Annotated in this window: 11 protein-coding genes; 6 read left to right on the forward strand and 5 right to left on the reverse strand. The window is 63.6% G+C overall.

Going from position 1 to position 13371, the window contains the following annotated elements:
- The first annotated feature begins 26 nt into the window (after positions 1 to 26).
- Both LSG43_RS04465 and LSG43_RS04470 read left to right on the forward strand, forming a co-directional pair.
- Positions 27 to 1517, forward strand: a complete 1491-nt coding sequence (locus LSG43_RS04465; protein ID WP_231801604.1) for a M81 family metallopeptidase — start codon at positions 27 to 29, stop codon at positions 1515 to 1517.
- 28 nt (positions 1518 to 1545) lie between these two features.
- Positions 1546 to 2613, forward strand: a complete 1068-nt coding sequence (locus LSG43_RS04470; RefSeq protein WP_231801605.1) for a D-TA family PLP-dependent enzyme — start codon at positions 1546 to 1548, stop codon at positions 2611 to 2613.
- A gap of 4 nt (positions 2614 to 2617) precedes the next feature.
- Here the strand turns inward: LSG43_RS04470 and LSG43_RS04475 are convergent, their stop codons facing one another.
- From LSG43_RS04475 to LSG43_RS04495, 5 genes are all read right to left on the reverse strand, one after another.
- Entirely contained in the window at positions 2618 to 3757 is a 1140-nt protein-coding gene (locus tag LSG43_RS04475; RefSeq protein ID WP_231801606.1) for an ABC transporter ATP-binding protein, read from the reverse strand.
- Between the two features lie 104 nt (positions 3758 to 3861).
- Complete coding sequence (locus tag LSG43_RS04480; RefSeq protein WP_231801607.1) at positions 3862 to 5091, reverse strand: ABC transporter substrate-binding protein; 1230 nt, start codon at positions 5089 to 5091, stop codon at positions 3862 to 3864.
- A 45-nt stretch (positions 5092 to 5136) separates the two neighbouring features.
- Positions 5137 to 5979 carry a carbohydrate ABC transporter permease gene (locus LSG43_RS04485; RefSeq protein WP_231802793.1) on the reverse strand — a complete coding sequence of 281 codons (843 nt, stop codon included), beginning with the start codon at positions 5977 to 5979 and terminating at the stop codon, positions 5137 to 5139.
- A gap of 92 nt (positions 5980 to 6071) precedes the next feature.
- Positions 6072 to 6953, reverse strand: coding sequence for a carbohydrate ABC transporter permease (locus LSG43_RS04490; protein WP_231801609.1), 882 nt, complete (start codon positions 6951 to 6953; stop codon positions 6072 to 6074).
- Between the two features lie 12 nt (positions 6954 to 6965).
- A complete protein-coding gene (locus LSG43_RS04495) occupies positions 6966 to 8126 on the reverse strand; it encodes a Gfo/Idh/MocA family protein (RefSeq protein ID WP_231801611.1) in 1161 nt (386 codons plus the stop codon).
- A gap of 422 nt (positions 8127 to 8548) precedes the next feature.
- Here LSG43_RS04495 and LSG43_RS04500 point away from each other — a divergent pair, with 422 nt between their 5' ends.
- Genes LSG43_RS04500 through LSG43_RS04515 form a run of 4 tightly spaced genes read left to right on the forward strand, consistent with a single transcriptional unit; the run spans position 8549 to position 13313 of the window.
- Complete coding sequence (locus LSG43_RS04500) at positions 8549 to 10165, forward strand: OpgD/OpgG family glucan biosynthesis protein (RefSeq protein WP_231801613.1); 1617 nt, start codon at positions 8549 to 8551, stop codon at positions 10163 to 10165.
- Positions 10162 to 10341, forward strand: coding sequence for a hypothetical protein (locus LSG43_RS04505; RefSeq protein ID WP_231801615.1), 180 nt, complete (start codon positions 10162 to 10164; stop codon positions 10339 to 10341). Before LSG43_RS04500 ends, LSG43_RS04505 begins: the two co-directional genes overlap by 4 nt.
- A 4-nt stretch (positions 10342 to 10345) precedes the next feature.
- On the forward strand, positions 10346 to 12139 hold the full coding sequence (gene mdoH, locus LSG43_RS04510) for a glucans biosynthesis glucosyltransferase MdoH (RefSeq protein ID WP_231801617.1): 1794 nt from the start codon (positions 10346 to 10348) through the stop codon (positions 12137 to 12139).
- Positions 12132 to 13313, forward strand: a complete 1182-nt coding sequence (locus LSG43_RS04515; RefSeq protein WP_231801619.1) for an OpgC family protein — start codon at positions 12132 to 12134, stop codon at positions 13311 to 13313. The genes mdoH and LSG43_RS04515 overlap by 8 nt, the downstream gene beginning before the upstream one ends.
- Positions 13314 to 13371 lie beyond the last annotated feature (58 nt).

The following is a 13371-nucleotide window of genomic DNA, read 5'->3' on the forward strand; positions in this document are numbered from 1 at the left end:
AGCATCGCTCGACAAGGAAGAACCGCTTGCGCCTTTTCGTTGCCGTCCTAGCAACCGAAACGAACACCTTTTCCCCCATCTGCATCGACCGCAGGGCGTTCGAAGCCTCGCTCTATGCGCCCCCCGGCACCCATCCGGCGACACCGACCCTGTGCTCCGCGCCCCTGACCGTCGGGCGCGTTGTCACGAGGGAACTCGGCTGGGAGCTGATCGAAGGCACCAGCGCCTGGGCCGACCCCGCGGGTCTCATAAACAGGCAGACCTACGAATCCCTGCGCGACGAGATCCTCGATCAACTCCGCGCGGCGATGCCCGTGGACGGCGTGGTGCTGGGGCTGCACGGCGCCATGGTCGCCGACGGCTACGACGATCCCGAGGGCGATCTGCTCGAGCGTGTGCGTGCGATCGTGGGCCCGGACATCCTCGTATGCGCCGAACTCGACCCCCATAGCCACCTGACCGCGCGCCGGTGCGCGGCGGCCGATTTTTTCGTCGCCTTCAAGGAATTCCCTCACACCGATTTCGTCGAACGCGCGGAGGATCTCTGGCGCATCGCGGCGGGGCGCCTCAAAGGCGAGGTCGAACCCGTCATGTCGGTCTTCGACGTCAGGATGATCGACGTCTTCCCGACCTCGCGCGAGCCCATGCGCGGCTTCGTCGAAAAGCTGATGCGCATCGAGCGCGAGGACCCCGACGTGCTCTCGCTCTCGGTCATTCACGGGTTCATGGCCGGGGACGTTCCGGAGATGGGTACCAGGATCGTCGCCGTCACCAACGGCAACCGGCAAAAGGGGGAGGCGCTTGCCGAACGGCTCGGCATGGAGCTCTTTGCCCTGCGCGGCACCTTCCTCATGCCGCAAGCGGACGTCGCAACGGCAGTGGACGAGGCGCTGTCGGTATCCGGAGGGCCCGTTGTGATTGCCGACATGTGGGACAATCCCGGCGGCGGCACGGCGGGCGATGCGACCATCGTCCTTGCCGAACTCCTCAGGCGTGGCGTCACCAACGCCGCCCTCGGCACGATCTGGGATCCGATCGCCGTCCAGATCTGCATGGCGGCGGGCGAGGGGGCCCATATCCCCCTGCGCTTCGGCGCCAAATCAGCGCCGGGCACCGGCGATCCCATCGACGCCCATGTCCGCATCGCGCGTGTGGTCCCCAAGGCCGAAATGCGCTTCGGCGACAGCTTCGTGCCGATGGGCGACTGTGCGCTCGTCGAGGTCGAGGGGATCGATGTCATCCTCAACTCGACCCGCGCCCAGAGCTTCGACCCGAGCCTCTTTTCCGCGCTGGGGGTCGATCCCGGCGCCAAGGACATACTCGTGGTCAAATCGACCAACCATTTCTACGATTCGTTCTCGCGCATCGCGAGCCGCATCATCTATTGTGCGGCCGGAACGCCCTATCCGAACGATCCCGCGAAGACGCCCTATCGCAAGGCCCGGCGGGATATCTGGCCGATGGTCGCCGATCCGCACGGGCTTATGGAAAAAATCCCCGAACCGAGCGAGAAATAGTGCCGTCGTCCCCACTTCGAGCCGAACAATGACCGTCGGAACATCTATCCTTGACCTCTCGACCCCGGTGCCGGTGATCGACGAGGCCGTCGTTGCCGCCAATATCGCGCGCGTCCAGGACTATATGGACGCGCATGGGATCGCCTTCCGGCCGCACATCAAGACCCACAAGCTCCCGGCCCTGGCCGGGGCGCAGCGGGACGCGGGGGCAAGCGGCATCAACTGCCAGAAAATCTCCGAGGCCGAGGTTTTCGCCGATGCGGGCTTTGAGGATATCCTCATCACGTTCAACATACTCGGCGCGGAGAAAACCGCCCCGCTCGCGGCCCTGAATGCCCGCACGAACCTCAAGGTCGTTGCCGACAGCCTGAAGACGGTCGAGGGGCTTGCCGCCGCATTCTCCGCGGACCGCCCGCTAACGGTGCTTGTCGAATGCGATACGGGAGGCGGTCGCTGCGGTGTGCAAACCCCCACCGAAGCCCTGGCGCTAGCCCAGGCGATCGCCGCCGCGCCGGGCCTGCGTTTCGGCGGGGTTCTGACCTATCCCCGGCCGTCCTCGGAAGACACGGTGGAAGCCTTCTTCTCCGCCACCCGCGCTGCGCTCGCCCAGGCGGGGATCGACTGCCCCGTGGTTTCGACCGGCGGTACGCCCAGCCTTTTTTCCGCCCACAAGGTGCCCTCGGCGACAGAGTACCGGGCCGGAACATATATCTATAACGACCGCGCCATGGTGCGCGCAGGCCATGCGGGCCTCGATCGGTGCGCCATGCACGTGCTCGCGACCGTCGTGTCGCGTCCTGCCGAAAACCGGGCGGTCCTCGATTCCGGCTCCAAGGCGCTGACTTCGGACCTGCTCGGCTTTGACGACTACGGCCTGATCGTCGACTACCCGGATGCGCGCATCACCACGCTCTCGGAGGAGCACGCCGTGGTCGACCTCTCTGCGTGCGGGAAAAAGCCCCGGATCGGGGATAAGCTCCGCATCATCCCCAACCATACCTGCGTGGTTTCGAACATGTTCGACGCCGTCGTGTTTCACCGCGACGGCGTCGTGACGCGTACCCTCCCGGTCGCTGCACGCGGCCGGGTCTGGTAGGGGCCTACGCCGCCGTGTGATCGACCAGAGCCTCGTCGGCTTGGGAAAGCTCGATCTGCCGCTCGAGCGCCTGCCCGTCCTCATCGAAGAGGTGGCAGTCGGCCGCGTTGATGCCGACGGTCGCCGCCCGCCCGTCACGGATCGCCGCTGTTCCGTGAAAGAGCCCGCAGAAGTTGTTTTCGCCGGACGATCCGACCGTGCCATAGGCCACAGAATGGATGCCCAGCCGCTCGATGACGCCCGGCGTGAAGGCGAGTTCCAGATCGCCTGACCCCAGATGCACGTGTTCGGGGCGAATGCCCAGCGTCAGTGTCCTGCCCACGAGGTCTTCGTGCGGGGCGACCGGGATCACAGCCTCGCCCGACCCGTCCAGTGACACCGTGACGCCCGCGGCGCCGGCGCCGGTGCAGGTGACCTCCAGGAAGTTCATCTTCGGGTTACCGATGAAGGAGGCGACGAACGTGTTCGCGGGCTTGTGGTAAAGCTCGAGCGGCGAGCCGACCTGGGCGATCTCGCCGAAATTGAGCACGACGATCCGGTCCGCCATGGTCATGGCTTCGATCTGGTCGTGGGTGACATAGATCATCGTCGCGCCGAGCTTTTTATGCAGATTGGTCAGCTCGATCCGCATTTCGGCGCGCAGCGCGGCATCGAGGTTCGACAGCGGCTCGTCGAAGAGGAATATCTTCGGCTCGCGCACGATGGCCCGCCCGATCGCCACGCGCTGGCGCTGGCCGCCCGAAAGCGTGCCGGGCTTTTGCTTGAGCCGTGTGTCGAGCTGAAGGACGCGGGCGGCCTCGTTGACCTTGGTATTGAGATCGGCCTCGTTCATTTTCTCGACGCGCAGCGGGAAGGCGATGTTCTCGAAGACCGACATGTGCGGATAAAGCGCGTAGGACTGAAACACCATCGCGATCCCGCGCTTGACCGGCGGCAGCTCGTTGACCCGCTTGCCGGAAATGACGATGTCGCCGCCCGTGGCTTCCTCGAGCCCGGCGATCATGCGCAAGAGCGTTGACTTTCCGCAGCCCGACGGCCCAACGAACACGACGAATTCGCCTTCCTCGACATCGAGGTCGACGGTCTTGATGACTTCGATGTTGCTGAACGACTTTCTCAGTTTCGATAGCGTTAGCTGGCCCAAGGCGATACTCCTGTTGGCTTGGGAACCCGGCATCTGGCGCCGGTCGCTTGAGGAATACCCCCACGCGGGTCGAGCCGCGCGGGGGCCAGGGTCAAAGAGACGACCTACTTGTATTCCTCGAGATCGGCTGCCGCCGTCGCGATGGCGTCTTCCGCCGTCGCTTCGCCGAGCACCACGGACTGCACCATGTCGATCATGACATCCTGGAAGCCGCGATAGTCCACGAACAGCGGTTCGGGACCGCCATTGGGAATGCCGTCGATAAAGGGCTTCCAGGTCGGGTCTTCGGCCACCAGTTCATCGACGCCCGGAACCGGACGCAAGGGCGTCAGCCCGTGGACGGATTCATAGGCGAACTGATTTTCCGGATTGGTGAGGAAGCGGGCGAATTCGATCGCCAGGTCTTCATACCCGGTGCCGTTGAAGACCGCGAGGCTATCGGTGATCAGGAGCGTGCCCGGTCCGGTCGCGCTCGGCCCGGTCGGCAGCGGCGCGACGCCCCAGTCGATGCCCTCGTTGAAGCGCACGCGTTCCCACGGACCCGACTGCAGGAAGGCAAGCTGCTCGTCATTGAAAAGCGCACGAAGCTCGGCCGATTCATAGGCGGTCGCGCCGGGCTCGGAAACCGGAACCATCCGTCCGAGCGCCGCGAGCGCCTCGATGGCTTCGGGGCTGTCGAGGGTGATGTTGCCGTCTTCGTCGATGACGCTGCCGTTATTGGTGTAGAGCCAGTTGAGGAAGTGGTGCGCGGTGGAATCGAAGCTCTTGGCGATGAGGCCATAGCCCGAAACGCCGGTTTCCTCGGCGACGGCCGCGGACATCTCGTAAAGCTCGTCCCAGGTCGTGGGCGGCGTTTCGGGATCGAGGCCGGCCGCTTCCATCAGGCCCTTGTTGTAGTAGAGCGCCTTGGTCGAGAACGCCGTTGGGAAGCCCCATTGCTGGCCGTCGAAGGTGACGGTATCGACGATGTGCGGATAGTAGGACGCCTTTTCTTCCTCGGTCATCGGGATGGGGACGATAAGGCCGTTGAGGGCGAGCTGCTTGAGCGTGCGCGAACCCATATAGGCGAGCCCGACCGGATCGCCGGCGGCGGCGAGGGTCGTCGCCTTGTCCTGGCACTCGCCCCAACCGACGACTTCGACCTCGACGGAGACGCCGGGGTGGTCGGCCTCGAACTGCTCGATGAGTTCGGGGTAGGTCTCGGCGATTTCGTCGCCGCACTGGATGAACCGGATGACCGTGTCCTGGGCGAATGCCGATCCGATCGGCAGTCCCGCGGCAAGGATCGCAACGGCGGAGGCACCTGCCAACACGCTGGGCGATAGTGCTTTCATAATGATGTTCCCTTTTCTCCTTAGGTAGTCGGTTTCGGCGCTTTGTTATTGTTTGACTGCGCCGGCGGTCATGCCTGCAACGAGGTAGCGTTGCAGGAAAACGAACATCACGAGCACCGGGGCGATCCCGGTAATGCTCGCGGCCATCAGTTCATTCCAGATCACTTCCTGCCGCCCGAAGAACGAGAAGAGGCCGACCGAAAGCGGCATCAGTTCGGATTTGGAGTTGAATGTCAGAGCGAAGATGAACTGCTGGGCGAAGGACGTGATGAAGGCGGTCAGGGCCACGACGACGACGCCGGGCATCGCCAGCGGCAGCACCACGCGGCGGAAGATGTAGAACCGCCCTGCGCCGTCGACCCACGCGGCCTCCTCGAGCTCGCGCGGGATGCGCAGCATGTAGGTGCGCAAGAGCCAGATGCCGGTGGGCAAGAGGAACGCCGTGCCCGGGATGATCATGGCCCAGTAGGTATTGAGGATGCCGAAGGTGCGCATCAGCCGGTAAAGCGGGATCAGCAGGACGGCGCCCGAGAACATGCTGACGGCGAGAAAGCCGCCGAGGATGAGCCCGTGGCCGGGGAATTCGAACCGCGCAAGCGCATAGGATGCCGGAACGATCAGCAAGAGCGCCAGCGCCGTCTGCACCAGGGCGATGAACAGCCCGTTGGCGATATAGCGCCCCAGAAGCGGAACGCTTTGCCACATGGTGACATAGGCGTCGAACGATGCGTTTTCGGGGAAGAAGTTGTAGGGGCGCGAGAACAGGTGGCTCAAGGGCTTGAGCGAAACCAGCCCCGCCTCGATGAACGGCATCAGGATGAAAATGAGGAACAGCCCGGCGCCGGCGTAAAGCAGCGCTTTTTCAACCGGTCCGTAGCGGTCGATCATCGGCGTGTCGCTGGTCCTGGGGGGCGCCTGCGTTGCGGGCACGACGGGCGTGTCCTCGGTGGCGACGTCCCGCACGATGCTCTCTGTGCTCGTCATGCCCCTTGCCTCGATACTTTGTTGATCAGCCGGAAGTAGAAGTAGCAAAAGACCGAAAGGAACAGGCAGATCATCACCGCCCGCGCGGCACCGGCGCCGTATTTGTAACTGCCGATGGCGGTCTTGTAGGTGTCGATGATCATCGTCGTGGTCTGCCCGCGCGGCCCGCCGCCGGTCAAAATCCAGATGATGTCGAACGAATTGAAGGTGAAGATCAGCGACAGCGTGGACATCGTCGCGATCGCGGGCAGCAGCATGGGGAGGGTGATGCGCCGGAAGCGGTAGAACCGGCCGGCCCCGTCCGTCCATGCTGCTTCGTAAAGGTCCTTGGGGATCGACTGCACCGCGGCGAGCAGATACATCGTCACCATCGGCACGCCGATCCAGACGTCGGTGACAATGGTCGACCAGAAGGCGGTGTTGCCGTAGGCGAGAAATTCCGTCGGCCCGCTGGTAAGCCCGAGCCCTTCGAGCATCGCCGAGATCATCCCGAACTGCCCGTTATAGAGCCAGCCCCAGGCAAAGACGCCGATCGGGATCGGAATGATCCAGGGCGGCATGGTGAGAATGCGAAAGAGCGTCCGGCCCGGGATTGCGGCGTTGAGCAGCAGCGCGCCGCAGGTGCCGATCAGGATCTTGAGCCCCACCGAAAAGGTGGTCCAGACGATCGTGCGCACGATGATGCCGCCGAACTCGGCATTGAAGATATCCTGGTAGTTCTCCCAGCCGACGAAATTGACGGTCGGGCGCAGAGAGGCGTCGGTGAACGAGAGATTGATCGTGTCGATGAGCGGATAGCCGACGATCGTCAGGATATAGATGAGGGCGGGAAGCAGCAGGAGCCAGGCGAATGTGATGGCGCTCCGGGTTCCGGTCATCGTCGCTTCCCCTCAGGCTGCGTTGGCGGAAAGCGCGAGATCGAACCGATCCCATATCTCGCGCATCTCAATGACTTTGCGGGTCCGCCGCGCCTCGTCCATCGCCATGGCGAGCAGGCCCGCCTCGAGCGCGTCGATGGCCGAGACCGGAAGCGGTGCTCCGTCGAGAACATGGGCTGTGACGTCCGCGGCCATCTGCTCGTCCGCGCCGTAATGCTGGGAGAGCGCCGTGCGCGCCGCGTAGTGCTTGTCGATGAGATGCGCGTTCGTCCGCGCCTCATGGACGCTGAGATAGCCGCGGATGAAATCGCCTTCGGCCATGCCCTTCGCGCCGATAACGCAAAAGCGCCGGAACTGATCGGGCACATTGAGATTGGTGTGAAACGTCATCGACACGCCGTTCTCGTATTCGACAATGGCGGTCTGGAAATCGACGATATCCCCGTCGCTGTCGAAAACCTTGTCGCTGCCCATCCAGCCCGAAGGCTTGGCGTAGTAGACCTCGAGGTCGTTGGCCCCGTCATTGGCCGGCGCGTTCTGCGGGGTGAAACTCTTGCGGCCGCCGAAGCTGGCGACCCGTTCGGGCCGTGCGCCGACGACGCCATTGTAAAGATCGAGGTCGTGGCAGCATTTTTCGAGCATGAAACCGCCGGCATACTGCTCGTAGCGGCGCCAGTCGCGCATGAAAAATGCGCCGTGACCCGGTTCGATGTGTTCGGACGCCTCGATGGAGACGATATCGCCCAGCAAGCCCTGCGCCTGTGCTGCTCGCAGGTCCTTGTACATGGGCGCGTACCGCAGCACGAGCCCGACCATGAGCCGGTCGCGCCCATATCGCGCGATCAGACGCGCAAGCGCGTAACTTTGTTCGACGGTCGCAACGATCGGCTTTTCGCTAAAGACCCTGCACCCCGCCTCGAGGCCCTGCCGGATGTGGTCGAGATGCATGTGGTTGGGCGAACCGATCATCAGAAGATCGATCTTCTCGTTGGCCAGCAACGCCTCGACGCTCTCGTAGGAGGCGCCGGCCGCAACGCCTTTTTCGCGCATCGAGGGCAGACCGGCGGGGGCGGGATCGACATAGCCGGCGACCTCGAAATTGCGCCCCATCTCCGTAAACACATGGGCCAGATAGCCCATTCTGAAGCCGAGCCCTACAATGCCAACCCTCATTGCGACGCCTGTCCCGTTCCCTCTGGTTTGTAATTTATTTTCGTAAGCTGATCAAAAACCCACCCATTGTCAACATTGTTTACGGGGATTTGGCGTCAAACCTGAAATTCCTTTTCATTTCTGTCGGATCGGTCATGTGGCGCGTCCGGCATGGCTTTTGAAATCGCGCCCGCGGAGGCTTTTCCCGATATCGCCGGCGTTTTCCCACGCTCGAACGGTGTCCTTAAGTTTGCCTCAAACCGGACGTAGCCCTCCCGGCGCCGAAACCGGACCGGCTAGGGGTATGATTTTCGACGACAATTCAGTCATGCGACAGGCGCAGAGGAGGTATGCATGAACTTCATGGGGCGTTGCGCGTTTGCCGCTAGCGCAGTTCGACGCGCCGGTGTTTACGTCGAGAGGTTTTTCTAGAGTCAGATTTCATGCCTTTGTCATCCGCCCCCTTTTCTCCCCGCCGCCGCTTCCTTTTAGGTGTGCTGCCCGTCAGTCTGCTGCTCTCTTCGACCGCCGTCCCTGCCTTGTTCGCTCAGGAAAACGCCCCGCCCCAGGAGGCCGCTCCGCCGGCAGGGGAGGCGTTCTCGTTCGACATCCTGACCGAAGCCATGCGTGCGCGCGCAGCCGAGTCTTTCACGTCCGCCGCAATCGAACTGCCGCCGTTCATGGCGGATATGGATTACGACGCCTACAGGCATATTCACTTCCGCCCCGACCAGGCGCGGTGGTCCGACGAAACCAGTCCGTTCCGGATGCACGCCTTCCATCTCGGCTGGCTCTACAACGAGCCGGTGCACCTTTACGAGGTTGCCGACGGTCAGGCGGTTCCGTTCAGCTTCACGACGGCCGATTTCGACTATCGCGGCGACCTCGCCGACAGCGTTGCGGACGACACGCAATTGCCGGGCGTAGCCGGGTTCAGGCTCAATTACCCGCTCAACCGGCCGGACCTCTTTGACGAAGTCATCGCCTTTGTTGGCGCGAGCTATTTCCGGGCCCTGGGGCGCGGCAATTTTTACGGGCTGAGTGCGCGCGGGCTGGCAATCAATACCGGTCTCTCCGAAAGCGAGGAATTCCCGCGCTTTTCGGCCTTCTATCTGGAACGACCCACGCCGGGCGCGCGCAATGTTGTCGTTAATGCCGCCCTCGAAAGCCAGAGTGCGACCGGGGCGCTCCGGTTCGATATCCGGCCTGGTGCGGAGACGGTCATTGATGTCACCGCGCGGTTCTTCTTCCGCAGGGACGTCGAACAGATCGGCATCGCGCCGATGACCTCGATGTTCCTTTACGCCGAGAACAACCGCGCCCGGTTCGACGATTTCCGTCCGCAGGTCCATGACAGCAATGGACTGAAAATCCTGCGCAATGACGGGGACGTGCTTTGGCGCGCGCTCAACAATCCGCCGCGGTTGGCCAGCTCGTATTTCGCCGAGACCAATCCCCGCGCGTTCGGCCTTTTCCAGCGCGACCGGAACTTCGACGACTATCAGGACGCCGGCGCCCACTACGAGCGGCGTCCCTCACTCTTGATCGAGCCGCTTGGCGATTGGGGAGAAGGCAAGGTCCGGCTCGTCGAAATTCCCTCCGACATGGAAACCAACGACAACATCGTGGCCTTCTGGGTGCCGGAGCAGGGCGTCGCGGCCGGCGACGAGCGCGAATACCGCTACCGCATGCGCTGGGGCAACCTCGATGCCGATCCGTCCGCCGATCTGGCTTATGTGCTCGAGACGCGGACCGGTCATGGCGGGGTCTCCGGCGTCGAAAATGAACCGGATCTGCGCAAGTTCGTTGTTGACTTCAAGGGCGGCAAGCTTGGCCGCCTGCCTGCTGAAACAGAAACACCGCCCGAACCGGTCGTTTCGATCACCGGCGGCGAGATCGTGCATACCGCGCTTGCCAAGATCGACGGGACCGATGTCTGGCGTCTCGTGATCGACGTCCGGTTCACGGGCGAGCAAACGATCGAACTTGTCGCCCATGTCGCGGGGTTCAACCAGCGCTTGACCGAAACGTGGCTTTATCAATGGATGCCGACCGCATGAGTGCCCTTCCCCTCTCTGAAACCGAAGAGTCTCGGAACGATGCCGTTACGGGGCAATTGCCTTACGCCCCCTTGCCCATGCCGCGGCAGCGGCTCGAGGCCGAAAGCTGGCTGCTGCGCGATATCTTCGGTCGCATGATGCGGCTGCCGCTTTTCGCAACGCGGCGCGGATATTAGGACGATGGGCGTTTCCGCCGGCCGTGCTGGGGGATACAGGGGTGCGGCGCTGGCCTTGAGTGTCGTGCTGAGCGCTGCGGCGTCTTCGCTTTTCATCCAGTTCGCCTCCGCCGACGGCCTCGGCACGCTCGATTTCCTGCGAACGGCCCTGATCGCCGTGAGCACGCTCTGGCTGGCCTGGGGCGCGAGCCAGAGCGTCATCGGGTTGTTTTATCGCCAGCGGGTCCACGACCGCGCGTTGACCGGTGCGCCGATCCGGGGCCGGACGGCCATTCTGGTGCCGGTCTACAATGAAGACCCCATCGAGACCTTCTCGCGCATCGCCGCGATGGATGCCTCGCTTGCCGCGACCAATATGGGCCACCTCTTCGATTTTGCCGTGCTCTCGGATACCCGCGACGCGTCCATCGCCGAGAGCGAGGAGAAATGGTTCGCGCGCCTTGTCGCCAGCCGGAATGCCCGGGGCCGCATGTTCTACCGGCGCCGCAAGGACAACGCCGGCAAGAAGGCCGGCAATATCGAGGATTTCATCACCCGTTCGGGCGCAGCCTACGAATTCGCCCTGATCCTCGATGCCGACAGCCTCATGGAAGGGGAAACCATTGTCGAAATGGTACGGCGCATGGAGGCCGAACCGAAACTCGGGCTCCTGCAGACCCTGCCTGCCATTGTCGGAGCCCGTTCGCGCTTCGGCAAGGCGATGCAGTTCGCCGCCAATTTCTTTTCGCCCGTCTTCGCCCGCGGCATTGCGCTGATGCAGGGCCGTGAGGGGCCCTTCTGGGGGCACAATGCAATGGTGCGCACGCGTGCGTTCGCGGCCAGTTGCGGCCTGCCTCAGCTCAGCGGCAAGCCGCCGTTCGGCGGTCACGTGCTGAGCCACGACTATGTCGAGGCGGCGCTTCTGGCGCGCGCCGGATGGCTGGTGCGGCTCGATCCCGATCTCACAGGTTCCTATGAGGAAGGACCGGAAGACCTTATCGCGTTCGCCAAGCGCGATAGACGCTGGTGCCAGGGCAATCTCCAGCACGGACGGCTTCTGTTCGCGCCCGGGCTCAGGACCTGGAACCGGTTCATTTTTCTCCAGGGCATCCTCGCCTACCTGTCTTCGCCGGTCTGGGCGCTTTTTCTGTTCCTCAGCCTTGCCGCTGCACACTTTACCCCGCCACCGGATTATTTCCCCGAGCCCTATCAGCTGTTTCCGGTCTTCCCCGATAATCAGACCTCAAAAGCGATGGCGCTGCTCGTCGGCATTTTCGGGCTGCTGATCCTGCCCAAACTGCTTATCCTTGTCCGCGCGATCATGTCCGGAGACGTCCGACGGTTCGGCGGCGCGGTGCTGGCGGGTATGTCGGTTGCGGCCGAACTGCTGCTTTCAAGCCTTTTGGCGCCGCTCATGCTGATGTTCCAGACCCGGTCGGTCATCCAGGTTTTCCTCGGCCTCGACGGCGGATGGCCGCCGACGCGGCGCGACAGCGCGATCGTATCGCTGCGCGACGCCTGGGCGGCGACGAACTGGATCGTTCTCACCGGTGTGTGCTGTCTGACCGGCGCCGCCTATTTTCTGCCCGAAATCGTGCCTTGGCTCCTGCCGGTCGTTGTTCCGATGACGGTGGCGCCGCTGCTTGTCTCCTGGTCATCCCACCCGGAAACGAGTGCGCTTTTCCGCTCGCCTTTCGAAGTCTCACCCAGTCCGGTTCTCCTCGAACGCGAGCGCGCGCTGCTGGCCTGGACCGGCCCGCAGGGCATCATGGAAATCGTGGAGAACAAGCAGGCGGCCGGCGCCCACCGCCATGCATGAAAGCGTAGCACAAACACGCGGCGCGGTGCCTTCGGGCGTTGTGCAACCGGCGGCGTCCACAGCCAAGAGCCCGCGCGATGCGCGGATCGACGTGTTCCGGGGCCTGGCGCTCGTGATGATTTTCATCAATCACGTGCCCGGGACCGTGTTCGAGCACTTCACCAACCGCAATTACGGGTTTTCCGACGCAGCGGAGGCTTTCGTCTTTCTCTCCGGCGTCGCGGCCGCGCTCGCATATTCGTCCCGGCTGCACGCGGGCCCGCTCTGGCCCGCGATCGCGAGGGTCTGGGCGCGGGCGCGCACGCTCTATTTCGTCCATCTTTCGACGACAACGATGGCCATGGGTATCATGGCGGCCGCTGCGCTCCATTTCGGCCTGCCGGAGTTGCTGACGACCATAAACTTGGCTCCGATCTTCAGCCATCCGCTTGGCGTCATGATCGGTATCCCGACGCTGGGTCACCAATTGGGATATTTCAATATCCTGCCCCTTTATACCGTCCTGCTGCTCGCGGCGCCGGCAATGATCCTGCTGGGCGGGAAACGGCCGTTCCTGCTGCTCGGGATATCCATATGCGTCTGGGCCGCTGCCGCGCAGTTCCGGCTCAATTTCCCGGCCTATCCCAATCCGGGCGGATGGTTCTTCAACCCGCTCGCCTGGCAGCTCCTTTTCGTCCTGGGGCTTTTGACCGGCATGGCGATGAAACGGGGCGCGCGCTTCGTACCGGAGATCGGATGGCTCAAATGGACCGCGGGTCTCTTTTTGCTGGCCGTGCTCATCTGGCGCCTCGAACCCGAGGTCGCGGCCATCGGCCGCGCGGGTCTGGGCGCGCTTTACGATCTCGGGGCGCCATACTACCTCGTCGGGTTCGACAAGACATTTCTGGCGCTGCCCCGAATGCTGCACTTTCTGGCGCTCGCCTATTTCCTCTCGACGCAGGGCTGGGTCGAGCGGTTCGCCCGCAGCCGATCGATGGCGCCGTTCGCGCTTCTGGGCCAGCACGGGCTTGCCGTCTTTGCCACCGGCTCGGTGCTTTCGATCCTGATGCAGGCGATCAAGGCCGGCATCGGCGATCACCTCACGACGGACGCCCTGCTGCTTGGAAGCGGCCTGGCGGTTCAGTTCGCACTCGCCTACGGTCTCCGGCGGACCGCGCGGATGAAGGCGGCCTAGGACGGTATCGCGCTTGGGCGCAGCGCCGCGTTATGCTACGCCCCCGGTTCGGGTTTGT

This window comes from Pelagibacterium xiamenense, from assembly GCF_021166475.1.
Lineage (GTDB): Bacteria > Pseudomonadota > Alphaproteobacteria > Rhizobiales > Devosiaceae > Pelagibacterium > Pelagibacterium xiamenense.